The 26,290-nt window shown below is 59.8% G+C and carries 24 protein-coding genes, 1 tRNA gene and 1 pseudogene; 14 read left to right on the top strand and 12 right to left on the bottom strand.

The genetic code is table 11. The annotated features are described in order from the left end of the window. Positions 1 to 62: 62 nt before the first annotated feature. The gene (locus ACKXF9_RS14605) at positions 63 to 1,295 is read left to right on the top strand and encodes a 6-phosphofructokinase (RefSeq protein WP_418266615.1); all 1,233 of its coding nucleotides are present in this window, start codon (positions 63 to 65) and stop codon (positions 1,293 to 1,295) included. Between the two features lie 99 nt (positions 1,296 to 1,394). Here the strand turns inward: ACKXF9_RS14605 and ACKXF9_RS14600 are convergent, their stop codons facing one another. From ACKXF9_RS14600 to ACKXF9_RS14575, 6 genes are all read right to left on the bottom strand, one after another. Further along, positions 1,395 to 2,711 (bottom strand): 2-hydroxyglutaryl-CoA dehydratase, encoded by a 1,317-nt coding sequence (locus ACKXF9_RS14600; protein ID WP_418266614.1) that lies wholly within the window; start codon positions 2,709 to 2,711, stop codon positions 1,395 to 1,397. A 50-nt stretch (positions 2,712 to 2,761) separates the two neighbouring features. Next, a complete protein-coding gene (locus tag ACKXF9_RS14595; RefSeq protein ID WP_418266613.1) occupies positions 2,762 to 5,701 on the bottom strand; it encodes an acyl-CoA dehydratase activase in 2,940 nt (979 codons plus the stop codon). Positions 5,702 to 6,062: 361 nt separating this feature from the next. After that, positions 6,063 to 6,908, bottom strand: coding sequence for a sensor histidine kinase (locus ACKXF9_RS14590; protein ID WP_418266612.1), 846 nt, complete (start codon positions 6,906 to 6,908; stop codon positions 6,063 to 6,065). Between the two features lie 26 nt (positions 6,909 to 6,934). Further along, positions 6,935 to 7,672 (bottom strand): response regulator, encoded by a 738-nt coding sequence (locus ACKXF9_RS14585; protein ID WP_418266611.1) that lies wholly within the window; start codon positions 7,670 to 7,672, stop codon positions 6,935 to 6,937. Next, on the bottom strand, positions 7,662 to 7,967 hold the full coding sequence (locus ACKXF9_RS14580; RefSeq protein WP_418266610.1) for a hypothetical protein: 306 nt from the start codon (positions 7,965 to 7,967) through the stop codon (positions 7,662 to 7,664). The genes ACKXF9_RS14585 and ACKXF9_RS14580 overlap by 11 nt, the downstream gene beginning before the upstream one ends. A gap of 182 nt (positions 7,968 to 8,149) precedes the next feature. Next, positions 8,150 to 8,290: a hypothetical protein gene (locus ACKXF9_RS14575; protein ID WP_418266609.1), complete on the bottom strand. Its 141-nt coding sequence runs from the start codon at positions 8,288 to 8,290 to the stop codon at positions 8,150 to 8,152. Between the two features lie 226 nt (positions 8,291 to 8,516). Between ACKXF9_RS14575 and ACKXF9_RS14570 the strand changes: the two genes are divergently transcribed. The 3 genes from ACKXF9_RS14570 (at position 8,517) to ACKXF9_RS14560 (ending at position 12,907) form a co-directional block, all read left to right on the top strand. Next, entirely contained in the window at positions 8,517 to 11,822 is a 3,306-nt protein-coding gene (locus ACKXF9_RS14570) for an ATP-binding cassette domain-containing protein (protein WP_418266608.1), read from the top strand. A 121-nt stretch (positions 11,823 to 11,943) separates the two neighbouring features. Then, positions 11,944 to 12,771 carry a TrmH family RNA methyltransferase gene (locus ACKXF9_RS14565; protein ID WP_418266607.1) on the top strand — a complete coding sequence of 276 codons (828 nt, stop codon included), beginning with the start codon at positions 11,944 to 11,946 and terminating at the stop codon, positions 12,769 to 12,771. 62 nt (positions 12,772 to 12,833) lie between these two features. After that, a tRNA-Ala gene (locus ACKXF9_RS14560) sits at positions 12,834 to 12,907 on the top strand. Between the two features lie 118 nt (positions 12,908 to 13,025). On the opposite strand, the gene ACKXF9_RS14555 is transcribed toward ACKXF9_RS14560, so the two are convergent. Continuing rightward, on the bottom strand, positions 13,026 to 13,541 hold the full coding sequence (locus ACKXF9_RS14555) for a nitroreductase family protein (protein ID WP_348583126.1): 516 nt from the start codon (positions 13,539 to 13,541) through the stop codon (positions 13,026 to 13,028). 98 nt (positions 13,542 to 13,639) lie between these two features. Beyond that, positions 13,640 to 14,548, bottom strand: a complete 909-nt coding sequence (locus ACKXF9_RS14550; RefSeq protein ID WP_418266606.1) for a hypothetical protein — start codon at positions 14,546 to 14,548, stop codon at positions 13,640 to 13,642. Positions 14,549 to 14,888: 340 nt separating this feature from the next. Here ACKXF9_RS14550 and acpP point away from each other — a divergent pair, with 340 nt between their 5' ends. The 10 genes and pseudogenes from acpP (at position 14,889) to fabZ (ending at position 23,464) form a co-directional block, all read left to right on the top strand. Continuing rightward, positions 14,889 to 15,116, top strand: a complete 228-nt coding sequence (gene acpP / locus ACKXF9_RS14545; protein ID WP_249237033.1) for an acyl carrier protein — start codon at positions 14,889 to 14,891, stop codon at positions 15,114 to 15,116. An 11-nt stretch (positions 15,117 to 15,127) separates the two neighbouring features. Beyond that, entirely contained in the window at positions 15,128 to 16,000 is an 873-nt protein-coding gene (gene accD, locus ACKXF9_RS14540; protein WP_339395219.1) for an acetyl-CoA carboxylase, carboxyltransferase subunit beta, read from the top strand. Further along, positions 15,997 to 16,950 carry an acetyl-CoA carboxylase carboxyltransferase subunit alpha gene (locus tag ACKXF9_RS14535; protein ID WP_249237035.1) on the top strand — a complete coding sequence of 318 codons (954 nt, stop codon included), beginning with the start codon at positions 15,997 to 15,999 and terminating at the stop codon, positions 16,948 to 16,950. The genes accD and ACKXF9_RS14535 overlap by 4 nt, the downstream gene beginning before the upstream one ends. Continuing rightward, entirely contained in the window at positions 16,947 to 17,909 is a 963-nt protein-coding gene (locus ACKXF9_RS14530; RefSeq protein ID WP_418266605.1) for a beta-ketoacyl-ACP synthase 3, read from the top strand. The genes ACKXF9_RS14535 and ACKXF9_RS14530 overlap by 4 nt, the downstream gene beginning before the upstream one ends. 148 nt (positions 17,910 to 18,057) lie before the next feature. Next, on the top strand, positions 18,058 to 18,993 hold the full coding sequence (locus ACKXF9_RS14525; protein WP_249237037.1) for a DUF561 domain-containing protein: 936 nt from the start codon (positions 18,058 to 18,060) through the stop codon (positions 18,991 to 18,993). After that, complete coding sequence (locus ACKXF9_RS14520; protein WP_418266604.1) at positions 18,987 to 20,054, top strand: NAD(P)H-dependent flavin oxidoreductase; 1,068 nt, start codon at positions 18,987 to 18,989, stop codon at positions 20,052 to 20,054. Before ACKXF9_RS14525 ends, ACKXF9_RS14520 begins: the two co-directional genes overlap by 7 nt. After that, positions 20,051 to 20,974 (top strand): annotated as a pseudogene (gene fabD, locus ACKXF9_RS14515) (ACP S-malonyltransferase); the annotation flags it as partial. The gene ACKXF9_RS14520 and the pseudogene fabD, both read left to right, overlap by 4 nt. Before the next feature lie 6 nt (positions 20,975 to 20,980). After that, positions 20,981 to 21,730, top strand: coding sequence for a 3-oxoacyl-[acyl-carrier-protein] reductase (gene fabG, locus ACKXF9_RS14510; protein WP_097774746.1), 750 nt, complete (start codon positions 20,981 to 20,983; stop codon positions 21,728 to 21,730). 15 nt (positions 21,731 to 21,745) lie between these two features. After that, entirely contained in the window at positions 21,746 to 22,984 is a 1,239-nt protein-coding gene (gene fabF, locus ACKXF9_RS14505) for a beta-ketoacyl-ACP synthase II (RefSeq protein ID WP_097774745.1), read from the top strand. A gap of 3 nt (positions 22,985 to 22,987) precedes the next feature. Further along, positions 22,988 to 23,464 (top strand): 3-hydroxyacyl-ACP dehydratase FabZ, encoded by a 477-nt coding sequence (fabZ, locus tag ACKXF9_RS14500; protein WP_339395225.1) that lies wholly within the window; start codon positions 22,988 to 22,990, stop codon positions 23,462 to 23,464. Between the two features lie 171 nt (positions 23,465 to 23,635). Here the strand turns inward: fabZ and ACKXF9_RS14495 are convergent, their stop codons facing one another. From ACKXF9_RS14495 to ACKXF9_RS14480, 4 genes are all read right to left on the bottom strand, one after another. Next, on the bottom strand, positions 23,636 to 24,106 hold the full coding sequence (locus ACKXF9_RS14495; protein ID WP_418266603.1) for an Hsp20/alpha crystallin family protein: 471 nt from the start codon (positions 24,104 to 24,106) through the stop codon (positions 23,636 to 23,638). Positions 24,107 to 24,536: 430 nt separating this feature from the next. Beyond that, positions 24,537 to 25,571, bottom strand: a complete 1,035-nt coding sequence (locus ACKXF9_RS14490) for an alcohol dehydrogenase (protein WP_418266602.1) — start codon at positions 25,569 to 25,571, stop codon at positions 24,537 to 24,539. Between the two features lie 51 nt (positions 25,572 to 25,622). Further along, the gene (locus tag ACKXF9_RS14485; protein ID WP_418266601.1) at positions 25,623 to 26,024 is read right to left on the bottom strand and encodes an MmcQ/YjbR family DNA-binding protein; all 402 of its coding nucleotides are present in this window, start codon (positions 26,022 to 26,024) and stop codon (positions 25,623 to 25,625) included. Between the two features lie 62 nt (positions 26,025 to 26,086). Beyond that, positions 26,087 to 26,233: a hypothetical protein gene (locus ACKXF9_RS14480; RefSeq protein WP_418266600.1), complete on the bottom strand. Its 147-nt coding sequence runs from the start codon at positions 26,231 to 26,233 to the stop codon at positions 26,087 to 26,089. Positions 26,234 to 26,290: the final 57 nt, after the last annotated feature.

Below are 26,290 nucleotides of genomic sequence, written 5' to 3'. Positions count from 1 at the left end.
TTTTCGTGCATCCTGCACGTAATATATTGCCGAAACAGAAAAACAAAAAAGGAGAAATCATCATGGGTAAAAATGCAATCGTTGGTCAGTCTGGCGGTCCTACTTCCGTCATCAATGCAAGTCTTGCGGGCGTCTTTGAGAGCTGCAAGAGCCGCGGCGCAGACATCGTCTACGGCATGTGCAATGGCGTTGCCGGTCTGCTGGAGGAGCGGGTGGTGGATCTTTCCACCGTGCTGACGGACGATCTGGACATCGAGCTGCTCAAGCGCACCCCGTCCAGCTTCCTCGGCAGCTGCCGCTACAAGCTGCCCGACTGGCATGCGGACGAGACCGTCTACAAAAAGCTGTTCGCCATTCTGGAAAAGCTGAACATCGGCTACTTCTTCTACATCGGCGGCAACGACTCCATGGACACCATCGGCAAGCTGGCCGAGTACGGCGAGCGCATCCAGAGCGACATCCGCTTTATGGGCGTGCCCAAGACCATCGACAACGACCTGATGGTCACCGACCACACCCCCGGCTACGGCTCTGCTGCCAAGTACATCGGCGTGGTGATGAAGGAGATCATCCGCGACGCCACCGTGTACGGCACCAAGTACGTCACCGTGGTGGAGATCATGGGCCGCAACGCAGGCTGGCTGACCGCTGCCGCTGCTCTGGCAAAGAGCGACGACTGCGAGGGCGTGGACATGATCTGCCTGCCCGAAGTCCCCTTCAACGTGGAACACTTTATTGAGAAGGTGCGCGTGATGCAGGAAAAGAAGCCCAGCATCGTGATTGCCGTGTCCGAAGGCGTCAAGCTGGAGGATGGCCGTTACGTCTGTGAGCTGGCCGACGATGTGCACGCTGTGGACGCCTTTGGCCACAAGGCCCTGACCGGCACCGCCCGGTATCTGGCCAACGTGGTGGCCCGCAATCTGGACACCAAGACCCGCTGCATCGAGCTTTCCACCCTGCAGCGCTGCGCAGGCCATCTGACCAGCCGCACCGACATCACCGAGGCCTATCAGGTAGGCGGTGCTGCTGCCAAGGCTGCTTTTGAGGGCGTCACCGGCCAGATGGTGGCCCTGAAGCGCATCTCCAACAGCCCGTACCAGTGCACCACCGAGCTGCACCCCATCAGCGAGGTTGCAAACCTCGAAAAGAAGGTGCCGCTGAGCTGGATGAACGCCAACCACACCCAGATGACCGATGAGTTTCTGGCTTATGCCCGCCCGCTGATCCAGGCCGAGCTGACCCCGCTGTACATTGCCGGTCTGCCCCACCATATCTACATGAAGAATCAGAAGTGATCTCTCCCGCATTGATTTTTCTCAAGGCATGATAAAAGCCCGTCCGAGTTTTACGCCCGGACGGGCTTTTTGCATTTCGGTATTTTCCGCTTCAGAAGCTCAGACCACTGCGCCGACTTTGGGTGCGCCGCCTGCGATCTCCTCTGCCGTCAGGGGCTTTGCCTCCACCGGGGCATTCAGGCGTTCCTTGGCCACCGCCAGCATCAGCTTGATGCGGTTCTCCTGATTGACCTTGGTGGCACTGGGGTCGTAATCGATGGGGGTGATGTTGGCACTGGGGTACAGGGCGCGGATCTTGTTCACCATGCCCTTGCCCACGATGTGGTTGGGCAGGCAGCCGAAGGGCTGGGCGCACACGATATTGCCGTAGCCGCCCTGCACCAGCTCGATCATCTCGGCGGTCAGCAGCCAGCCCTCGCCCATCTTGGCACCCAGCGAAATGATGCCCTTGGGCTTTCCCACCAGCTCCTTGAAGGGGCCGGGGGCGTAGAAGCCTGCGTCGGCCTCGGCCTTGAGCATGGCGCGCTCGATGCCATCCAGCCAGTTGAGGAACTGATCGATGCCGATCTTCACCGCCAGCTTGCCGCCGTACAGCACATGATCCTCGCCCATGTTGAAGGCGCAGTACTGCACAAAGCCCATCAGGCCCGGGAAGTTCACCTCACAGTCCTGACTTTCCAGAAACTTCTGCAGGTCGTTGTTGCCCAGCGGGCTGTACTTGACATAGATCTCGCCCACAACGCCCACCTTGACCTTGGGCACCCGGGTAACGGGAATGGCGGCAAAGTCCTTTGCGATGAGGGGGAAGGTGTGCTTCATCTCCCCGGCGGTGTAGCCCTTGCCCGCCAGCAGCACACGGCCCAGACGTTCCACCCACAGGTCTACCATCTTATCGGCGGCACCCTTCTCGTTCTCGTAAGGTGCCACCTGATTGCGCAGAGCGCACAGCATGTCGCCGTAGAAGATGCAGGCCAGTGCACGGCGGGCCAGCGGCAGGGTCATCTGGAAGCCGCTGTCCTTTTCCAGACCCGAGAAGTTCAGGCTGGCCACCGGGATCTGCGGATATCCGGCCTTCACCAGTGCCTTGCGCAGCAGATGGATGTAGTTGGAGGCACGGCAGCCGCCGCCGGTCTGGGTGATGAGCAGAGCGGTGTGGTCCAGATCATACTTGCCGCTGTTCAGTGCGTCCAGAAACTGGCCAATGACCAGCAGGGCCGGATAGCAGGTGTCGTTGTGGACGTATTTCAGGCCCAGCTGTGCCACAGCACTACCGCAGTTGCCCAGGATCTCGCACTTGTAGCCGTCGTAACGTAGGGCGTACTCCAGCAGGCGGAACTGGGTAATGGCCATGTTGGGGATGAGGATGGTATGGGTCTTCTTCATCTCCGGGGTAAATTTGGGATAATTGTATTCCATAGGTTCCTCCTATGTTGCTTTTTTAAAAAGCCTTTTGCGCTCTCTCTATTTTATTCTGCCTTTTCTGCGGCCACCTCGTCCCGCTCGTCCAGAGCGGCGAACAGACTGCGCAGGCGGATATTCACGGCACCCAGATTGGTGATCTCGTCGATCTTGAGCTGGGTGTAGAGCTTGCCGCCCTCCTGCAGGATCTCGCGGGTCTCATCGGTAGTGATGGCATCCACGCCGCAGCCAAAGGACACCAGCTGCACCAGATCCATATCCTTCTGGGTAGTGCAGTATTTGGCGGCGGCATACAGGCGGCTGTGGTAGGTCCACTGGTTCAGCACGCTGGTGGGGAACTTCTGCACCCGGTTGGAGATGCTGTCCTCGGTAACAACGGCAGCGCCGTGGCGGGTGATAAGGCGGTCGATGCCGTGGTTCACCTCGGGGTCCACATGGTAGGGGCGGCCTGCCAGCACGATGATGCGCTTGCCCTGACGGCGGGCTTCATCGATGATCTCGCTGCCCTTCACCCGGATTTTTGCCATGTGGGACTCGTATTCCGCATAGGCGGCATCCGCTGCGGCCTGCACCTCTTTTTCAGAGATGCCGCCGAAGTACTTGGGCAGGATGTTCTTTGCCATCTTGTGCACAAAGTCCTTGGGGCGGTGGATGCCCACATAGTCATAAATGAATTTGGTACCTTCCAGCTCCGGGCAGTTGCCTGCCAGAACCTCGGGGTAGTAGGCCACCACCGGGCAGTTATAGTGGTTGTCGCCCAGTCCCTCGTCCACATTGTAGGTCAGGCAGGGATAGAAAATGGCGTCCAGCTGCATCTGGCTCAGCGCCTTGATGTGGCCGTGGCTCAGCTTTGCCGGGAAGCAGGCGGTGTCGCTGGGGATGGTGGCCTGACCGGCCAGATACAGCCCGCGGCTGGACACCGGACTGGTGTGCACCGCAAAGCCAAGCTTTGTCCAGAAGGCCCACCAGAAGGGCAGCAGCTCGTAGAAGCCCAGACACAGCGGGATGCCGATGGAGCCGCGGCTGCCGGGCACCGGCTTATACTCTGCCAGCAGCTGCTGCTTGTAGGCGTAGAGGTTCAGGCTGTCGTCGGCGCTCTTGCCGGTCACGGGCTTGTCGCAGCGGTTGCCGGAGATGTACTTGCGGCCGTCCGCAAAGGTGTTGACGGTGAGCTGGCAATGGTTGCCGCAGCCGCCGCACTTGACGCTGACCACCTTCTGCGCAAAGGCTTCCAGCTCCTGCTCGTTCATCATGGCAGAGGCGGTCCGTCCGCTCTTATGGCTCTGGCGCAGGCCGTACAGCGCCGCACCGTAAGCGCCCATCAGACCGGCGATGTCCGGGCGGATGACCTCCACCCCCATCTCCTTTTCAAAGGCGCGGAGCACGGCTTCATTATAGAAGGTACCGCCCTGCACCACGATCTTGCGGCCCAGCTCTTCCGGGCTGGAAGCGCGGATGACCTTGTACAGTGCGTTCTTGACCACGCTGATGGACAGGCCTGCCGAGATGTTCTCGATGCTGGCACCGTCCTTCTGGGCCTGCTTGACCGAGCTGTTCATGAACACGGTGCAGCGGCTGCCCAGATCCACCGGACGGTCTGCGAACAGGCCAAGGCTGGCAAATTTCTTCACATCGTAGCCCAGCGCCTGCGCAAAGGTCTGCAGAAAGCTGCCGCAGCCGGAGGAGCAGGCTTCGTTCAGGAAGATGTTGCTGATGGCTCCATCCTCGATCTTGAAGCACTTCATATCCTGCCCGCCGATATCGATGATGAAATCCACATCCGGCATGAAGTATTTGGCGGCGGTAAAGTGTGCCACCGTCTCCACCAGACCGTAGTCGCAGCGGAAGGCGTTCTTCACCAGGTCTTCGCCGTAGCCGGTGGTGGTGACGCTGGCCACCTGCAGGCCCGGGTGCTCCTTGTAAATTTTGAGCAGCTGCTCCCGGATCAGGGGCAGCGGGTTGCCCAGATTCGGCTGATAGTTGGTGTAGAGGATCTGGCTCTTCTCGTCCACCACCACCAGCTTGACGGTGGTGGAGCCGGAGTCGATGCCGATATGCACCGGGCCGCACTGGGCACTGAAGGGCACGCGGGGCACGCTGTGGGACATGTGGCGGGCGTGGAAGGCCTCGTATTCCTCCTTGCTGGCGAACAGCGGCGGTTCACTGGCATAGGTGGCAGTGGCAGCATACTGGTCCAGCGCATCCGCCACCTCGGACAGAACAAAAGACTTGTCGGCATAGAGGGCAGCACCCAGTGCCACATACAGCAGGCTGTTCTCCGGGCAGGTGCCGGTCACGTTCAGCGCTTCGTCAAAGCTTTTGCGCAGCACGCTGCTGAAGGTGAGCGGGCCGCCCAGATACAGGATATTTCCCTTGATGGGACGGCCCTGTGCAAGGCCTGCAATGGTCTGGTTGACCACAGCTTTATAAATGCTGGCAGCAATGTCCTCGGTGCGGGCACCCTGATTGATCAGCGGCTGCACGTCACTTTTGGCGAACACGCCGCAGCGGGAGGCGATGGTGTAGGTGCGCTGGGCATTCTCTGCCGCTTTGTTCATCTCGTCGGCACCCATCTTCAGCAAAGTCGCCATCTGGTCGATGAAGGCGCCGGTGCCGCCGGCGCAGCTGCCGTTCATGCGCACCTCGGTGCCATTGGTCAGGAACAGGATCTTGGCATCCTCGCCGCCCAGCTCAATGACACAGTCCGTCTGGGGCACAAAGCGCTTGACCGCCACGCGGGTGGAGAACACCTCCTGTACAAAGGGCACGCCGCAGCTGTCGGCCAGACCCATGCCAGCCGAACCGGAAATGCTCAGCAGCGCCTTCTGACCGTGCATCTGCTCGGCATCGATGCGGCGCAGCAGCTCCTGCGCCTTTTCCAGAATATGGCTGTAGTGCCGTTCGTATGTAGAATACAGCAGCGTATCATGTTCATCCAGCACCACACACTTGATGGTGGTGCTGCCGATGTCAAGACCTACTCTCACGTCGTTTTCCTCCTAAGGACAAATGCCGGAGACGACGTCCCCGGTAAAAGGCAAAGCAATTTCTTTACCAAAAATTAGTTTGGTAACGAATCATTCATTGAATCGCATACAGCTGTATTATAATCCAATTCTGTGGTGCAATCAATGCATGTGCTTCATTTTACACGGAAAAAATAGTATTTTCCGCGCAAAAAGTTAAACATTTTGTGAACTTGTCCAGATTGAAACGGCGGCATCTGCAGCTCAGTCTGCAAACAAAAACTGCTGCACAGGCGCTCTCCCATGCAGCAGTATCTTCTTCCTATTTATCATGCAGCAGTGTCTTCTTCCTATTTATAGAGCAGGCTTCAGCACCGGTTCCTCACAGGTCTTCCGTGCCGCCGCGCTCCGGCATGGTGCGCAGCTCCCGCACCAGCATATTGCGCAGCTGGTATTGCTGCTGCGTCCGCACCGAGCTGCAGTCCGAACGCAATTCCACGGTCGGTTCCGGCATCGGTTCATCGCACAGCGGGATGGTCACGACGGCCCGGGTGCCTTTTTCCGGTGCACGCTGTTCTACCCGCAGGTCCCAGCCCATACGGCGGCAGCACTCGCGGCAGAGCAGCAGGCCAAGCCCGGCTCCGCCCAGAAAGCAGCGGCGGTTTTCCAGCCATGCTTCTCTGCTTGTTTCCGGCAGACCGCAGCCGTCATCCAGCACGGTCAGCTGCCAGAAGCTCTCGCACCGGCGCAGCGTCAGCTGCACTTTGCCGCCTGTGCCGCAGGCACGCAGCGCATTGGAGAGCAGATGCAGGCACAGCAGCTCTGCATCGCTGCAGTCGGCCATCACACGGCAGGACGTCAAGCCGCCATAGTCCAGCGTCAGCTCCACATCCAGCTGCTCCTGCACCATATCGGCCTGCGCTGCGATCTGCTGCAGCATCTGGCACAGGTCCAGCGGGGAAAGCTGCGGGGGCTCTTCTGCGCGCAGAAAATCCAGCAGGGTCATCACTTCGTTCATCGTGCGGTCCAGCCGTGCCGCAGCGGCGCTGATGTCATTCACAGCCTGCCGCGTCTGCTCATCGGCTCCGACCCGTGCAAGGTGCTGCTCCAGATATTCGCAGTTGCGCCCGACCAGTCCCAATGCATGGAAGCAGGCCTGTTCCACATCTTTCTGCGGGATTGCCTGTGCCGTCAGTGCTCCCGCGTCATTTTGCCACTCTTGCTCCATATCTTTACGCCTCCAAAGCCTCCTGCTCAGCCGCCTTTCCGATGCTGAAGATAGTTTTTGATTGCATAGATCAATTTGCCGGTCGTGGGCTTTTCGTCTGTAAAGCCGCTTTTTTCTTTGAACGCCAGCCATTCTGCGGTGGGTCTGGCTTCCAGCTGATCGACCATGCGCCGGATCCCGCTGTCCACGGCAGAGACCGACACCTCATACTGTTCGCCCACCGCCTGCAGGATCTCCTTGCGGATCGCCAGCTTCTGGATGGTGCCATACACCACGCCCACTGCGCTGGACAGATAGCGGCTATTCATGTCCGGCTGCCGGATTCCCCAGCCCTCGTACAATTCCTGACACCTGCGTTCCATCTGCCGGTTCTGCCGTCCCGGCATCCGGTACAGCTCCCACAGCAGGCTTCTGAGCTCCGTACGGCCAACATAACACAGGCCTTCGCCGGACTCCGGGCAGAGGATGCTGCTGTTCTGCCGCCGGGCTTCATCGATCATCAATACCGGGGGCCTTGCTTCCGTGGTGCGGAGCTCCGTCAGAAGTTCCAGCCCGCTCATATCTTCCAGCTGGCTGCAAAGAATCACTGCGTCGAATCTCCGGCCCTGCTGCAGCTGCTCCAGCAGGCGGCTGCCGTTCTGAAAGCAGGTGCACTCTGACCCGGCGCATTGCTCCTGTATGTAATTCTTTTGTACCCGCAGTTCCTTGCGGTCGTAGCTTCCAAGGGCGATCTGCAGCGTTCTGTCTGTGTTCTCATTCTCCACACAACGCGCCGCCTTTCTGCCTGAGCTGGTCTGTGCCGGCCAGTTCCTCTACCACATCCTGCCAGATCTCCGGCTGGACGCCATTCTCACACAGATACCGCAGGATCCGGTAGCCGAATTCCGGTGCCGCCGCGATGTACCGGCTTTCCATGCACTGTCGGCTCCCGGTGCGGCAAAGGGTCAGACGACAGCCGCTTTCATCGTCCGCATCCATCGAATACACCAGCGTATATGCCTTCTGCAGCCCGTCAATTGCCGAAAACTGACGGATCATAGGTGAAAATGCACGTTCCATAATTCTTCCTCCTTGCTACAGGGTTCCGCAGTATTTTACTGTATTCCCTATTTTTCCTGTTTTGCTGTAAAAGCTTTCCCGAGTTTATTTTAAAGAGCAAGAAGGGAGTGGTACAACCCCGAAGAAGCGTCTATTTTCATCAGGCTGCATCTTTACGCCATACTTTATTTTTTACAACTTTTTTACAACGCATGTCCATTTTGACCAGAATTTACCACGGTTTTTAGCATCTGGTCGCTTTTGTCCGGCCCGGCCATGCCGCTTTTTGCTTTTTCAGCGGCATCTCCTGCTCCTAAAATAGCACGAATGCGACGCAAATTCAACTTTTCGACTCATTTTCCCGGTCTTTTCCCGTTTTGGACAGCCAGCCTCTGCCAACAGCACATAATTTTATCCATTCCGCAGAAATTCTCACCCGGTTATACACAGTTTTTTCATATTATTACGGTAAAATAAAAGAGTATGACATTCTGCGCAGAGCGCAGCTTTTGATAGTTCATTGGAAAGAGCGGCACCGTTCCTGTGGGGAGCGGCCGGAAAGGCTTGCACATGCTCCAACTCAAACACATCAAAAAAGAATACAAGACCGGCGATCTGATCCAGAAAGCACTGGATGACGTCAGCCTGAACCTGCGGGACAATGAATTTGTTGCCATTCTCGGCCCCAGCGGTTCCGGCAAGACCACCCTGCTGAACATCATCGGCGGCCTGGACCGCTACGACAGCGGTGATCTGATCATCAACGGTGTTTCCACCAAAAAATACACCGACCGCGACTGGGACTCCTACCGCAACCACACCATTGGTTTTGTGTTCCAGAGCTACAATCTGATCCCCCACCAGACGGTGCTCTCCAACGTGGAGCTGGCACTGACCATTTCCGGTATTTCGGGTGCGGAGCGCCGCAGCCGGGCCGCCAAGGCACTGGAACAGGTGGGTCTGGGAGACCAGCTGCACAAGCATCCCAGCGAGATGTCCGGCGGTCAGATGCAGCGTGTGGCCATTGCCCGCGCTCTGGTGAACAATCCCGATATCCTGCTGGCGGACGAGCCCACCGGTGCACTGGACAGCGAGACCAGCATTCAGGTCATGGAGCTGCTAAAGGAGGTGGCCAAAGACCGCCTTGTGGTCATGGTCACCCACAACCCGGAGCTGGCCGAACGGTATGCCACCCGCATCGTCCGTCTGCGCGACGGCATCATCCAGTCCGACACGGCCCCCTTCCTGCCGGACGATGCCGTGCTGGCCCCGCCGGTGCACAGGAATCTGGGCCATTCCTCCATGTCTTTGCTGACGGCCCTTTCCCTGAGCTTCAACAATCTGCTCACCAAAAAGGCCCGCACCCTGCTCACCGCATTTGCCGGTTCCATCGGCATCATCGGCATCGCGCTGATCCTCTCACTCTCGGCCGGTGTGAGCAATTATATCCAGGACATGGAGCGTTCCACCCTTTCGGAGTATCCGCTGCAGATCACCTATAACGGCATTGACCTTGCCGCCCTGCTGAACCCGGAGAGTTATACCACTGCCGTTGCCGATACCACCGGCGTCGGCAGTGTATCGTCCTCTTCCGCCCCGGAGGGAATGGTCACAGTGCGGGAGCTGCTTTCCCAGCTGACCGAGGACACCTCCAATTCCAACGACCTTGCCTCCCTGAAAGCCTATCTGGACAGCCCGGACTGCCCTATCCCGGAGGACGCTGCTTCCATCGAGTACACCTACGGCTCCTACCCGCTCATCTACCGCCAGAATAAGGACGGCACCGTGCGTCAGGTGTATCCGGACAGCACCATCTCTTCCCTGAGCAACACCGCCTCTGCTGCCGGTATCGTCTCCTCCATGACCAACCAGAATGTGTTCACCGAAATGGCCGAGGCACCTTCTCTGTACGAGAACCAGTACGACGTCAAGGCAGGCCGCTGGCCGAATGGTGCCAACGAAGCCATTCTGGTGCTGAACGCAGACGGCAGTGTCAGCGACTATGCGCTTTACCTGATGGGCATTGAGGATGAAAACGTGATGCTGCGTTTTCTGGAAGCATATTCCAGAGACAAAAACACTCCTGCGCCCACCGGTTACAGCACCTATCCCTACGAAACCTTTGTGGGGCTGAAGTTCAAGATACTGACCCTTTCCGACCTTTATGCCTATGACGAGGAACGTCAGATCTGGCGCAACCAGTCCGGCGATGAAGCCTTCATGGAACAGGCCGTTGCCGACAGCCCGGATCTGACCATCGTGGGCGTCGTCCAGCCCAAGCCGGACGCCAGCTCCACCATCCTGCCCACCGGCGTTGCCTATTCCCATGCGCTGACCTATTACGCCATCGACCATGCCGCCGAGAGCGAGGTCGTAAAGCAGCAGCTTGCCCACCCGGATACCAACGTGCTCACCGGTGAACCCTTTGACACGGAGCAGCAGGACAAGAGCAGCCTTGATTTTTCCTCCCTGTTCTCTGTGGACACCGATGCGCTGAAGGATGCCTTCCAGTTCGACGCCAGCAAGCTGCAGTTTGACCTGAGCGGCGCGTTCAATTTGACGAACGGCTCCTTCGACCTTGCGTCCATCATCGATCCGTCCTCCTTCCAGCTGGATATGAACGATCTTGACCTGAGCGACATCGACCTGAGCGATGTGCAGCTGCCGGAGATGGATTCGCTGGATCTGAGCCAGCTGTTCGCGGATATGGACATGTCCATTTCGCAGGATGCGCTGCAGGAACTGATGAAGAACGTCATGAACGGCTACAAGCGCTACATCATCGGCAACGGCATCCTGAATCTGGACAAGATCGGTTTCTCTTCCTATATGGAGAGCGACATATTCAAGCAGATTCTTGCCGAGTCCATGGGCAGCCTGCTGGATACCTCCGGCCTGCAGGATCAGTTCACTGCTTCGCTGCAGCAGAACCTGCAGGGCATCATGGCCCGCTATCTGGAAAGCTATTCCCAGCAGCTCACCCAGAAGCTGGGCGAAGCCTTGCAGGAAAAGCTCACTGCCGCCATTCAGGCTCAGATCGGCACCGTGATGCAGCAGCTGATGCGCCAGCTGACTACGCAGTTCAGCCAGCAGCTGCAGACCGCGATCCAGAAGAACATTTCCAAGCTCAGCAGTCAGGTGGAGGACGCACTGCAGATCGACGCTGCGGTGTTCCAGAATGCCGTGCGACTGAACATGAGCACCGACGATCTGGTGGATCTGGTCAAGCTGAACCTGCAGTCCGGCTCCACCACCTACAACAGCGTACTGGGCTCGCTGGGCTACTCTGATTACGCATCGCCCGGAGCCATCTGGATCTATCCCAACAGCTTTGAGGCCAAGAACCGCATCGTGGAAAACCTGAACGCCTACAACGCCTCCATGCGCGAGCAGGGACAGGACGACAAGGTGATCGTTTTCTCCGACACGGTCGGCACCCTGATGAGCGCCGTGACCAAGATCGTGGGCATGGTCAGCAACGTACTGGTGGCCTTTGTGGCCATCTCGCTGGTGGTCTCCTCCATCATGATCGGCGTCATCACCTATATCAGCGTGCTGGAGCGCCGCAAGGAAATCGGCATTCTGCGTGCCATTGGTGCTTCCAAGCACAATGTCTCGCAGGTGTTCAACGCCGAGACCTTCATCATCGGTCTGTGCTCCGGCGTGATCGGCGTGGGCCTGTGCCTGCTGCTGCTGATCCCCGGCAACATGCTCATCCATTCCATTGCCGGTACCAACAGCGTCACTGCCGTGCTGCCGCCCAAGGCCGCATTGATCCTGATCGTACTGGCCACCCTGCTTACCATCCTCGGCGGCCTGCTCCCCGCCCGCAGCGCAGCCAAGTGCAACCCCGTTACCGCACTGCGCTCCGAATAAATTTTTCCTTGCAGGCCGGTGTCCCCGCGTGGGATGCCGGCCTGTTTTGGGTATGGAGTTTTGCATTCCCGCCCGGGTTGTGCTAGAATAAGAAAAAAGCTTTTCCAAAGGAGATTTCCTTATGCCGAATATCATTGAGATCACCGACCTTTCCGCGCCGGAGCTAGACATCTACGCCCGCCTGACGCAGGCGCAGCTGCGCAGCCGTCTGGAGCCGGAAAAAGGTATCTTCATTGCCGAAAGCCCCAAGGTGATCGCCCGCGCACTGGATGCCGGGTACACGCCGCTCTCCCTGCTCATGGAGCGCCGACAGATCACCGGCCCTGCGGCAGAGATCCTGACCCGCTGCGGCGATGCGCCGGTGTACACCGCTGACCGTGACACGCTGGCCAGCCTGACCGGCTTTGAGCTGACCCGGGGTGTGCTGTGCGCGTTCCGCCGTCCGCTGCCCCGCAGTGTGGAAGAGGTCTGCCGCAATGCGCGCCGGGTGGCCGTGCTGGAAGGCATTGTGGACTCCACCAATGTGGGGGCCATCTTCCGCAGTGCCGCCGCGCTGAATATGGACGCGGTGCTCATCACCCCCTCCTGCTGCGACCCCCTGTGCCGCCGGGCGGTGCGCGTGAGCATGGGCACCGTGTTTCAGGTGCCATGGGCACAGATCGGTGCGTCCCCTGCCGACTGGCCGGAGAACGGCATCGCACAGCTGCACGCTCTGGGCTTCCGGACTGCCGCCATGGCCCTGAGCGACCGTTCCGTGAGCATCGATGATGCCGCCCTTGCTGCTGAGCCCAAGCTCGCCATCGTTCTGGGCACCGAGGGCGATGGCCTTGCCCCCAGCACCATTGCCGCCTGCGACCACACCGTGAAGATTCCCATGTCCCACGGCGTGGACTCGCTGAACGTTGCCGCCGCCAGTGCTGTGGCCTTCTGGCAGCTGGGCCGCCGCTGAAACAGCACATAATTCTCTTGACAAATCATCCGAACAGAGTTACACTAACAGCGTCATCATATGGGCCTGTAGCTCAGTTGGGATGAGCGTTCGGTTCGCATCCGAAAGGTCAAGGGTTCGACTCCCTCCAGGTCCATAGTTTATAAAAAGAGAAAGCCTCCATGTTCAACCGCATGGAGGCTTTCTTTTTTGTCCTGCAGAAAAATACCGGCAGAGCCCGTATCAGAAGGCCCTGCCGGTATTGTATTATCCGATCACAGATATGCTACCGTATCCGCAAGTGGCTTGCGGGAGCCATGGTTCGGCAGCGGCACAGCGCCCGGTGCGGCATGGCCCAGATCCATGATCATCAGGATCTCTTCATTTTCGGGCAGGCCCAGCTCTTTTGCCAGCTGCTCCGGATCAAAAAAGTTGACCCAGCAGCTGTCCACGCCTGCATTGGCAGCGGCCAGGATCATGTGGGTGGCCACGATGGTGGCATCCTCCACACCGGAGTCCCGCCTGCCGCCGGGGTAGGTGAACACATTGGTACGGTCAAACGCCACCACCAGACAGGTGGGTGCATTGTAGCGGCAGGGCGTTGCCTTGTCGATCTTTGCAAGCCCCTCTGCCGACTGGATCACATAGATCTTCTGCTCCTGAAAATTCTTGGCAGTCGGTGCCACGCGGCCTGCCTCCAGGATCTCGGTCAGCTTTGCGGCGTCCACCGCCTTGCCTGCATCAAAATTTTTGCAGGAATACCGGTTCCGGACTACTTCTGTAAATTCCATGCTCGTGTTCCCTCCTGTTTGTTCGGTTTTCTGCGCTCATTATAGCACATCACTGCACTGAAGAAAAGCCGCTGCGCATATTTTTCCGCCGCTTTAGCTCAGAACAGATCCAGCATACTGTCCAGATAGATCGCTTCCCGCACCTGCAGCTGATATTCCGGCTTTGTCATGTAGTACAGCAGAAATTCCAGGATCAGCGCGCTGCCAAGGCCTCTGCCTTCGATCTTGAAATGGGAAAAGCCCATGGGCAGGTAGGTCCTGCAGATCTCCTCCGTCCCGATAAACGCCGGGCTCTGCATTGCTCTGGAAAAGCGGTAGCCCTCCTGTGCATCGGGTGCGGTACATACGTGCTCCGGGCAGGCTTCGCCAAGGTTTTTGCGGCTGACGGTCTCATAGCACAGCTTCCGGTCTTTGCAGCCGGGCCAGCAGCACTCATTGCAGAGAAATTCCACCTTATCCTTCTGGGGCTGCGGCAGTCCTTTGAGCTGGTCAAACGCTTTGTTCAGCCGGAAATCCGGCACCACAAAGCGGAACTCCTCCCGTTCCAGTTCCCTGCGCAGCTGGGCAAACTCCGTCAGGACCTTGGTGGTGGAGGACACAAAGTAAAAACCCGGGTACCGCGCTTTCAGGTACTCCAGCAGCAGCTCCGAGTGTACGATGACCCCATTCTGCACGCCGCTGCCCGCTTCAAACAGCGCACACAGGGCATTGCATTTCGGGTCGCGCAGGTGCTCCTTCTGCAGCAGTGAATTGCTGAAGGTGAGCCGGGCAGAGATGCCGTACTCCCGCAGCAGCGCCCGCACCTCTTTTGCGCTCTGGTCGCCAAAGCCTGCACGGCCCCCGCCCCAGATGCAGTCTGCCGGGGCTCCGTAGATGGAACCGATCTCGCACCAGTCGTAGAAATACGCGCGGTGCTCCCGGAACAGGGGCAGAAACACACGGTACAGCTCATAAAATTCAAACAGGCCGGGCAGATGATAGTATGCCTTGCCGCCAAGATCGTTCATCGTTTTGCGCTCTCCTCCAACAGGCCGACCAAGGGCCATGATCTGCTTTTATTGTACCACGCTTCGCCAAAACAGAAAAGAGGGGGGTCTGCCCCCCTCACGGAAATCAGCTTTTGCAGCCGAACCCGGAGCGAAAGCCTTTGTGTGGAAGATCGATCTCCGTGTTCCGCCGCCCTCTTTATAAAAAGGAAGAGAACTGTGTCAAAATTGTAAAAGATAAATTATTTTAACTATTATTCTTGACTTATCCAACAGTTCGGCTATAATAGTCGTGTTCGCAAGAAACATCAAAATATTTAGTTAAAAATACAAACTTAACAAAACAAAGGAGACTACTACCATGACGTTTGAAGAAATGAAGAAGATCGTTGTCGATACCCTGAACTGCGACGAGGACAAGGTCACGATGGAGGCCAGCCTGACCGAGGATCTGGAGGCTGACAGTCTGGACGCTGTGGAGCTGAACATGGCTCTGGAGGATGCCTGCGGCGTGTCCATCCCGGACGAGGAGCTGGCAAAGCTCAAGACCGTGGGCGACATCTTCAACTACATCACCGCACACGTCTGAGGCAAAAAGCGATGAACGATATCCGAGATCTGTTCCCCGGCCGGATGCGGGAGCGCACCTTCCAGCTGAAAGCCAAGCGGGACGCCGGGGCCGTCTGGCACGAGCCCCAGTTCGTGGAGTGCAAGCAGTGCGGCCGCCGTGCAGCACGCACCCTGTGGACCAAAAGCCTTTTCGTCTGCCCCAACTGCGGCTATCACATGCCCATCGGCGGATACTACCGGCTGAGTCTGGTATTGGATCACGGCAGCTTCCGGGAACTGGATGCAGACCTGCCTCCGCAGGATGTGCTCAGCTTTCCGGACTACAGCGAGAAGCTTGCTGCCGCCCAGAACAAGACCGGCCTGCGCGAAGCCGCTGTCACAGCCACCGGCCGCATCGGCGGGGTGGCCTGCGTGGCAGCCGTGCTGGACAGCCGCTTTTTCATGGGCAGCATGAGCACTGCTGTGGGCGAAAAGATCACCCGTGCAGTGGAATACGCCGCCGCCAAGCGGCTCCCGCTGGTCATCTTTTCAGCCAGCGGCGGTGCGCGGATGCAGGAGGGCATTTTCAGCCTGATGCAGATGGCCAAGACCAGCGCCGCCATCCAGCGATTCTCCGCAAAGGGCGGGTTGTACATCAGTGTGCTCACCCATCCCACCACCGGCGGCGTGACCGCCAGCTTTGCCAGCCTTGGCGACATCATGCTGGCAGAGCCCGGTGCGCTGATCGGTTTTGCCGGGCCCCGGGTCATTGAACAGACCATCGGCGAAAAGCTGCCTGCCGGATTCCAGCGCAGCGAGTTCCAGATGGAGCACGGCTTTGTGGATCAGGTGATCCCCCGCAGCCAGCTGCGGGATACCCTGATCCAGATCTTACAGCTCCACACAGGAGGAAAGCACGAATGATCAAAGAAATTCTGGAACAGCTGGCTCCGCTGGACGCCCAGATCGCCGCGCTGAAGGGCCGCGGCAATGACATGGAAGCCATCACGGCTCATGCGTCCGAACTGGCTGAGCTGGCCGTGGAGGAGGACGAGATCCTGCGCACCTGCGGCCCGCTGACCGCTGAGGACCGGGTGTTTCTGGCCCGGCATCCGGAACGCCCCCACATCGATGAGATCGTGAACGCATTGTTCACCGATTTCTTTGAGCAGCGCGGCGACCGTCAGTGCAAGGAAGACCCTGCCATTCTGGGCGGCATCGCCCGTTTTCACGGATTGCCGGTGACGGTCATCGGCCACCGGAAGGGTGCTACGCTGGAAGAAAATCTGGCCTGCAACTTTGGTATGCCGGGGCCGGAGGGCTACCGCAAGGCTCTGCGCCTGATGAAACAGGCGGAAAAGTTCGGCCGCCCCATCATCACCTTTATCGACACCCCGGGCGCTTACCCCGGAAAGGACGCCGAGGAGCGTGGTCAGGGCGAAGCGATCGCACGGAACCTGATGGAAATGAGCGGCCTGACTGTGCCGGTCATCGCCGTCGTTACCGGCGAAGGCTCTTCCGGCGGCGCGCTGGCTCTGGGTGTGGCAAACCGCATCCTCATGCTGGAAAACGCCGTCTACTCTGTCCTCAGCCCCGAGGGTTTTGCCAGCATCCTGTGGAAAGATTCTTCCCGCAGCGGCGAAGCCTGTGAGATGATGAAGCTGACGGCGCAGGATCTGTACCGCGGCGGCATTGTGGAACAGGTGATCCCGGAGCCGGTGGGCGGCGCACAGCGCGGCCATGCCGCCCTGTTTGAGACGCTGGACGAAGCTCTGCGTGCAAACCTGAGAGAGCTGTGCCGCATGAGCGGCCGGGCGCTGGCCGATCAGCGCTATAAAAAATACCGTCAGATCGGAGAAACGAGGAACCCATGAACGCTGCTTTGCGCTTGATAGCCACCGGCGGGGCACTGCCCGGCCGGACTGTCACGAACGAAGATCTGAGCCGCATGGTGGACACCAGCGACGAGTGGATCACCACCCGCACCGGCATCCGTGCCCGGCACTGGTGCGGCGAGAACGAATCCGCTGCCACCCTTGCCATTGCTGCTGCAAAGCAGGCGCTCAGCCGCAGCGGCCTTGCCCCGGCAGACATCGGCTGCTGCATTTGTGCCACCCTTTCGGCACCGGATGCGACCCCCAGCGTTGCCTGCCAGATCCAGGCAGCGCTGAGCCTGCCGGAAAACTGCCCGGCGCTGGACGTAAACGCGGCCTGCTCCGGCTTTTTGTATGGCACCGCCGTGGCACGCGGGCTGCTGGCAACGATGGGCGGGCGGCATGCCCTTGTGGTGGGCTGTGAAGCTCTCTCCCGCCTGATAGACCCAACCGACCGTTCCACCTGCGTATTGTTTGGCGATGGGGCCGGTGCAGCCGTCTTTGAGCTGACTGCAGCCTCCGTGCCCTTTGCCGTAACACTGGGTGCCCGGGGTGATGCCGCTATTCACGCCGGCGGGCCCAGCCGCGAAGGCTCTGCCCCCATCACGATGGATGGCAAAGCGGTGTTCCGCTTTGCAGTGGATGCTCTGCCCAGATGTCTGCACGCTGTGCTGGAAGAAACCGGCAAAACACTGGATGAACTGGACTGGGTGGTCTGCCATCAGGCCAACAGCCGCATCATCGACCACTGCGTGCGGGCGCTGAAGGCCGACCCGGCAAAGTTCTACAAGAACATGGAGCGCCACGGCAACACCAGCGCCGCCAGCATCCCGGTCGCCCTCAACGAGCTGGCCGAGAACGGGCAGCTGAAGCCGGGCCAGCTGCTGGCCTGCATCGGCTTTGGCGGCGGCCTGACATGGGGCGGAATGATCGTGGAATATGACCCTCTCAGGCGCTGACGCGCCAGCTCCCCCGAAGGGGGAGCTTTATGGGCGGGTAGGGTCAGCGTGCTTTCCAAGAGAAGGTCTAGCTGACAGAAAAGCAGAAAAAAGCTCCCCCGAAGGGGGAGCTGGCAATGCCTTACGGCATTGACTGAGAGGGTTTTCAATGAAACTTTTAAATGAAATTCTAGGCACAAAATACCCCATCATTCAGGGCGGCATGGCCAACATCGCCACCGGCGAGTTTGCCGCTGCCTGCTCCAATGCGGGAGCACTGGGCATCATCGGTGCGGGCGGCATGGATGCCGACACCCTGCGCCAGAACATCCGCCGCTGCAAGCAGTTGACCGACAAGCCTTTCGGCGTGAACATCATGCTCATGCATCCGCAGGCAGATGTTTTTGCGCAGATCGTGGTGGACGAGGGCGTGTCCGTTGTGACCACCGGTGCAGGCAACCCGGGCAAATACGTGCCCATGTGGAAAGCTGCCGGCATCAAGGTGATCCCGGTGGTGGCAGCTGCGGTGCTGGCGAAGCATCTGGAACCGCTGGGCATCGACGCCGTCATCGCCGAAGGCACCGAGAGCGGCGGCCATGTGGGCGAAATGACCACCATGGCGCTGGTGCCGCAGGTCGTGGATGCCGTCAGCATTCCGGTCATTGCGGCAGGCGGCATCGCCGATGGCCGTCAGCTGGCAGCAGCTCTGGCTCTGGGCGCCTGCGGCGTGCAGGTGGGCACCTGCCTGCTGGCAAGCGAGGAATGCCCCATCCACCCCAACTACAAAGCCGCCCTGCTCAAGGCCAAGGACAGCGATACCATCGTGACCGGCCGCAGCGTGGGTGCGCCGGTGCGGGTGCTGAAAAACCGCATGAGCCGCGAATATGTCCGGCAGGAGAACGCCGGTGCCGACAAGATGGAGCTGGAAAAGTACACCCTTGGCAGCCTGCGCCGCGCCGTGTTTGAGGGCGACACCACCACCGGAAGCCTGATGGCCGGTCAGGTGGCAGGCATGCTGCACGAGGTGCGCCCGGTAGCGGATATTCTTGCAGACCTGTGGGACGGCGGGAGGCAGCGCATTGCCGCGCTGAGCACCGAATGCTGACCCTCGGCAGAAAGGCCCTGTCTGTGCCCATCTTACAGGGCGGCATGGGTGTGGGCGTTTCCCTTGGCGGGCTGGCCGGTGCTGTTGCAGCCTGCGGCGGCATGGGGTGCATCTCCACCGCCGATGCAGGCTACCGGGAGCCGGACTTTGCCCGCGACCCGGCAAGCGCCAATCACCGTGCCCTGACCGCCGAGATCCGGAAGGCGAAGGAGATCGCAAAGGGTGCCGGTATGGTAGCCATCAACGCCATGGTGGCAACGCAGGATTATGCGGCCGCGATCCGCACCGCTGTGGAAGCGGGCGTGGACGCGGTGGTGTCCGGCGCAGGCCTGCCGTTGGAGCTGCCCGGCATCGTGGACACAACGGATGTTGCCATTGCGCCCATCGTTTCCAGCGGACGGGCCGCAAAGCTCATCCTGCGCCGCTGGGCCAAAGAGTTTGGCCGCACCGCTGATTTTGTGGTGATCGAAGGCTGCAAGGCAGGCGGACACCTCGGCTTTGCCGAAGATGACCTGCTGGCAGGCAAATGCCAGACCCTCGACGACATCCTGCCCGAGGTGCTGGCCGAGGTAAAGCCCTTTGAAGCACAGTTTGGCCACAGCATCCCCGTGTTTGTGGCAGGCGGCGTGTACACCGGTGCCGACATGGCCCACTTTACCGCAATGGGCGCTGCAGGCGTACAGCTTGCCACCCGCTTTATCACCACCTACGAGTGCGACGCATCCCAGGGCTACAAGGACGTTCTGCTGAACGCCCGGCCCGAGGATGTGCGGATCATCCACAGCCCGGTGGGAATGCCGGGCCGTGCACTGAACACCCCGCTGGTGCAGGCGCTGGCAGAGGGGACCCGCTTCCCTCCCCGGCACTGTGCCCGCTGCCTGAAGACCTGCGACCCCGCCAAGGTGCCCTACTGCATCACCCACGCGCTCATCGAAGCCGTAAAGGGCAATGTGGAGGAGGGCCTGTTCTTCTGCGGAGCCAACGTGGGCAGGCTGGACCGGATGCGCACGGTACAGGAGCTGATGGACGAACTTGTGACCGAATGGAGGCAAAATCAATGAAGCTTGCCGTTTTATATGCCGGTCAGGGGGCACAGCACCCCGGCATGGGCAAAGAATTTTACGAAGGCTCTCCCGCGTTCCGGGCGGCATTTGACAGTGCCGAGCTGGACTTCGACCTGCACCGCGTCTGCTTTGAGGACCCGGACGGCCTTCTGAATCAGACCGAATACACCCAGCCCTGCATGGTGGCCTTTGCCTGCGGCGTGACCGCAGTGCTGGCACAGCAGGGCGTAAAGCCCGCTTATGTGGCCGGGCTTTCGCTGGGCGAATACTCCGCGCTGGAAGCTGCCGGAGTGTTCACCGCAAAACAGGCCATCGAGCTGGCCGCTTACCGCGGCAAAGCCATGGCCGAAGCCGCAAAAGGCATCGACTGCGGCATGACCGCCGTGCTGAACCTTGACCGGCAGGCACTTGCAGCCTGCTGTGAGCAGGCTGCACAGCTGGGCTGTGTGCAGATCTGCAACTACAACTGCCCGGGCCAGCTGGTCATCGGCGGCGAGAAAGCCGCTGTGGACAAAGCCGCCGCACTGGCCAAAGAAGCCGGTGCCCGCCGCTGCATCCCGCTCAAGGTGAGCGGCCCGTTCCACACCCGTCTCATGGCCCCCGCCGGGGATGCACTGGCAAAGCGTTTTGCCTCTGAGTCCTTTGGCGAGATGCAGGTGCCGGTGCTGTTCAACTGCCTTGGCCGTGAAAAGGCTGACGCCGACAGCATCCCGGCGCTGCTGGTGAAGCAGGTGCAGAGCAGCGTTTACATGGAAGATACACTCCGCCGCCTTGGTGAGCTGGGTGTAGACCATATTCTGGAAGTCGGCCCGGGCAGTGCTCTGGCTGGCTTTGTGAAAAAGACCCTGCCCGGCGTGGTCTGCGCTTCGGTGGAGACCCCGGAGCAGCTGAACGCCGCACTGACAGCATGGAAGGAAGAGGCTATGAGCGAAGAAACGATCATCCGCACCGCCGTTGTCACCGGCGGAAGCCGGGGCATTGGCCGGGCTGTGTGCATCCAGCTTGCAAAGCAGGGCTGCAATGTGGTGGTGAACTACTGCCACGGCGAAGCTGCAGCTGCCGAGACAGTGGCTCTGTGCAAGGCCGAAAACGCAAATGCCGTGGCTGTGCAGGCCGATGTTTCCACTGCCGAGGGCTGCAAAGCACTCTTTGAACAGGCGGTGAACGCCTTTGGCCGGGTGGATATCCTTGTGAACAACGCGGGCATTACCCGCGATAATCTGATCCTGCGCATGAGCGAAGAGGACTTTGATGCAGTGCTGAACGCAAACCTCAAGGGCGCGTTCCTCTGCTGCAAGGAGGCCGCCCGCCGCATGGTGCGCCAGCGCTGGGGCCGCATCGTGAACCTTTCCAGTGTGGTGGCCCTGCGGGGCAACGCCGGCCAGACCAATTACGCCGCCAGCAAGGCGGGCCTGATCGGACTGACCAAAAGCCTTGCCCGCGAGCTGGCAAGCCGCAATGTGACCGTGAACGCGGTCGCGCCGGGCTTTATCGAGACCGACATGACCGCCGCCCTGCCGGAAGCCGTCCGTGCCGAAATGGCAAAGGGCATCCCCGCAGGCCGCGCAGGAAAGCCGGAGGATGTGGCAAATGCAGTGGCATTTTTTGCCGCAGAACAAAGCAGCTATCTCACCGGGCAGGTGCTCTGTGCAGACGGCGGCATGGCAATGTAAAAGGAGAAAACTCTCATGGAAAAACGCAGAGTCGTGATCACCGGCCTTGGCACCGTGAACCCGCTGGGCAACAACACCGCCGACAGCTGGGCCGCTGCCAAAGCGGGCAAATGCGGCATCGGCCCCATTACCCAGTTCGATACCACCGATTTCAAATGCAAGCTGGCAGGCGAGGTGAAGGGCTTTGACCCGGAAACCATCGTGGACAAAAAGGAAGCCCGCAAGATGGCCCGCTTTACCGTTCTGGCCCTTGCTGCTGCCGCTGAAGCGGTTGCAGACAGCGGTCTGGACACCGAAGCGGAAGCCAAACAGATCGGTGTCATCCTTTCCAGCGGCATTGGCGGTCTGCCCACCATTGAGGAGCAGCACACCCGCGGTGAAGAAAAGGGCATGGAAAAGGTAAGCCCCTATTTCGTGCCCATGTCCATTGCCAACATGGCGGCGGCACAGGTGGCCATCCGCTTTGGCCTGAAGGGCATGTGCACCTGCCCGGTGACGGCCTGCGCCGGCGGCACCAATGCCGTAGGCGATGCCTTCCACCGCATCCGTGACGGCTATGAGACCGCCATGGTCTGCGGCGGTGCAGAGAGCTGCATCAGCCCTCTGGGCATCGGCGGCTTTACCAGCATGAAAGCGCTTTCCACTGCGACCGATCCGGATGCAGCCAGCCTGCCCTTTGACGCGCGGCGCGGCGGCTTCGTGATGGGCGAAGGCAGCGGTGTGCTGGTGCTGGAAGAGCTGGAGCATGCCCGTGCCCGCGGTGCGCACATTTACGCTGAGGTGGTGGGCTACGGTGCCAACTGCGACGCCTACCACTTCACCGCCCCCGCCCCCGGTGGCGCAGGTGCCATCGACTGCATGGCGCTGACGCTGGCGGATGCAGGCATCGCACCGGAGCAGGTGGACCACATCAACGCCCACGGCACCGGCACCCACATGAACGATGCCTGCGAGACCGCCGCCATCCATGCGGTGTTCGGCGAACACGCAAAGCAGCTGACCGTGGTGAGCACCAAGAGCATGACCGGTCATCTGCTGGGCGGTGCGGGCGGCATTGAAGCCGTATTTACGGCGCTGGCCCTGCATGACCAGTTTGCGCCGCCCACCATCCACTATGAGCAGCCCGATCCCGAATGTGATCTGGACTATGTGCCGAACACTGGCCGTGCGCAGGCCATGACCTACGCACTGAGCAACAGTCTGGGCTTTGGCGGGCACAACGCCTGCATCGCCCTGCGCAGATGGGAGGGCTGACCCATGGCAGAACCCCGCACCGTGCGTGCAGACGCAAACGCCCTGAACAGCGAGGAGATCGCGGCGCTTCTGCCGCACCGCTATCCCTTTGCCCTTGTGGACCGCATTCTGGACTACGAGCCGGGCCAGTGGGCCATCGGCCGCAAGTGCGTGAGCCGCAATGAGGAATTTTTCTGCGGACATTTTCCCGGTCAGCCAGTGATGCCGGGAGTGCTCATTCTGGAAGCACTGGCCCAGACCGGCGCAGTAGCAGCGCTGAGCCTGCCGGAGAACAAGGGCAAACTCGCCCTCTTCGGCGGCATCAAGAATGCCCGCTTCCGCAAACAGGTCACCCCCGGTGATGTGCTCACCCTGCACTGTGAACTGGTAGAGCAGCACGGCCCGGTGGGCGTGGGCAAGGCTTCGGCGTGGGTGGACGGCAAGTGCGCCGCCACCGCCGAGCTGACCTTTGTTCTGACCGAAGCAGCCGACAACCGCTGAACCCGGACGTTCCCTGTCCGCATGTCTCAGCAGACCGGCCGGTAAAAACAGACGATCAACAAAAAACCTCCCCGTGCAGGATAAAGCCGCACGGGGAGGTTTTGTTATATTCCGAAAGCGCTGAGAAGATCAGCAAATACGCGTTGTGCCTTGGTGCACACGCGCGGCGTTTTACTCAATTGCGATCAGGTTGGGGTTTTCCGGCAGAGCCTTCTGCTGCTGAGGAGCGGGCAGCTGGATGTGCAGGATGCCATCCTCGAACTTTGCGTGGATGTCTTCCTTCTTCACTGCATCGCCCACGTAGAAGCTGCGGGCGCAGGTGCCGGAGAAGGTCTCACGGCGCAGATAGCGGCCTTTCTCGTCCTTCTCATCGTTGCTGTGGCTGCGGACAGCCTGAATGGTCAGGTAGCCGTCGTTCAGCTCCATCTGAACGTCTTCCTTCTTGCAGCCGGGCAGATCCACTGCAACATCATAATTGCCATCAGCGGTCTGCTTCACATCGGTCTTCATCATGTTCGCGCCACGCTTGCCAAAGGTGTCATGAGCCTCACGGTTCATTGCACGCTCCAGTGCAGCATCGTTCCAGAACGGATCAAAGAAATCATCGAACAGGTTCTCATGAAAAACAGCAGGCATAAACATAAAACAACCCTCCAATCCCGGCGTTCGGGTCGGGTATAAAATCAAGATCGTGCATCAGGAGCGGAGTCTTCCCGGGAGCCTTGCGGTTCCCTCATGCCCCTTTCTCCTGAGCACGCCTTTGTTATAGCACACAGTTTTAGCACTGTCAATAGTAGAGTGCTAAAATTCACGGAAAGATAACACTTTTGCAACAATATCTTGTGTTCACCTTCCCCCGTCACCACAATAACCTCATGCAAAATATGATCTGCAATAAAACAACGCCCCCGGAGAGTACAGTTCAAAAGCTCTCCGGGGGCGCTTTATCGGTTCACATGCTATGGGCCACGGTAATGGTTCCGCGTGCTGCCACGTTTTTGGGAGCCATCGTCTCACGGTCCCGTCTGCAGGCATCGTGCAGAGCGCTGGTGCTTCGCCTTAACGGCAGCTGTCAGCATTCCACTGCCACCTTGATCACGCCGTCCCGCTTGTGTTCAAAGAGGTCGTAGCCCTCTTCGATCCGGCGCAGAGGATAGGTATGGGTGATGAGCGGTTCGGTATCGATCCTGCCTTCTGCAATGAGACGCAGCGTTTCTTCACAGTCGCAGCCGTCCACGCCGCCTGTCTTGAAGGTGAGATTTTTGCCATACATCTCCGGCAGCGGCAGGGTCTGCGCCTTATCGTACAGTGCCACCACGGTCACAATGGCGTTGGGTCTTGCGCACTCCCACGCCAGCCGGAAGGTGGAGTCCGCCCCTGCCACTTCCAGCACCACATCTGCCCCGCCGTGGTCGCTGTTGGCCCGCACAAAGGCGGTGCAGTCCTCCGGCTGCACGGTGAGCACCTGCGGGTAGTGCCGACGGATGAACTGCAGGCGGCTTGCGTCCTTTTCACACACGATGATGCGCTTGGGGCTGTGCAGCATAACGCACAGCAGGGTGCAGATGCCGGTCGGCCCTGCGCCGAGGATCAGCACAGTATCCTCGGGGGTGATCTCAGAGATGCGCGCTGCCCAATAGCCGGTGGCAAGGACATCGCCCACCAGCAGCGCCTGCCGGTCGGTAACGCCGTCCGGGATCTTGTTCAGTCCCTGATCCGCAAAAGGCACCCGGACATACTCTGCCTGCCCGCCGTCGATGCGGCAGCCCAGCGCCCAGCCGCCGTTTTGATCGGTGCAGTTGTTCACGAAGCCTTTTTTGCAGAAAAAGCACTCTCCGCAGAAGGTCTCCACGTTCACCGTCACCCGGTCGCCGGGCTTCACGTTGGTCACTGCACTGCCCACTTCTTCCACGATGCCCACCATCTCATGGCCTACCGTGATGCCGGGCACGGCCCGGGGCACGCTGCCGTGCTTGATGTGCAGGTCGCTGGAGCAGATGCTGGCAAGTGTCACCTTCACAATGGCATCTCGCTCGTGCTGCAGCACCGGCTTTGGTTTTTCCATCAGGACAAACTTGCCCTTTGAAACATAGGTGTAGGTCAGCATGCTTTTTTCCTCCGTGTACTTTATTTTTTCCGGACTGCGCATCCCACGCAGTCATGGCAGGGGGCAAGCCGCAGAAGGCCGGGGCTTTTTCCGCAGCTTCGGCGCGGTTGCCGCATAGCTCATTTCCAGCAACATCCGGATCGTGTCATCCGGTGCACTGCCGTCCAACGCTGCCGTGATCCAGTTGTCCTTGTTCATATGGTAGGCCGGGTAAAAGCCCGGCTCCATCCGCAGGGAACCAATGAGGAGGGGGGCACATTTCAGGTTTACGATGTCCACCGGCTGCTGCCCGGGCAGCCCCAGCTTGCTGCGGGACACCGTGGTGACCAGCGCGAACCATTTGCGATTGCCCGGGTGGCGGAACACCGCCGATTCCGGGGTGTCCATCCAGGGATAGTCCGGCTCCACACTGCAGGTGTCAAAAATCAGCTGTTCCAGTTTTTTGCGATCCATTGATATTTTCCTCCTCCCAGGGCGTTTTTTCCGGCGACCAGACCTTGGGGCTGATGCTGTAGTCAAAGCGCAATGCCCTTGAAACAGGCGCCCGGAACGCTCAGGGCAACCGTTTTCCGTGTGGTTCGGTGCGCAGATCCTTCCAGCTCTTTCCTGCCGTATTGCAGCAGCGTACCGTCAATGTCGCTGCAGATCAGTCTGATAGGCATTTTCTGTCCTCATCTCTATCATCAATTTCTTTCCGACAATTCTACCAACGGGTCATC

It is taken from the genome of Faecalibacterium sp. 9, assembly GCF_048320955.1.
Lineage (GTDB): Bacteria > Bacillota > Clostridia > Oscillospirales > Ruminococcaceae > Faecalibacterium > Faecalibacterium wellingii.
The sequence above is the reverse complement of the archived record's forward strand: the minus strand, read 5'-3'. Positions and strand labels throughout refer to the sequence as shown.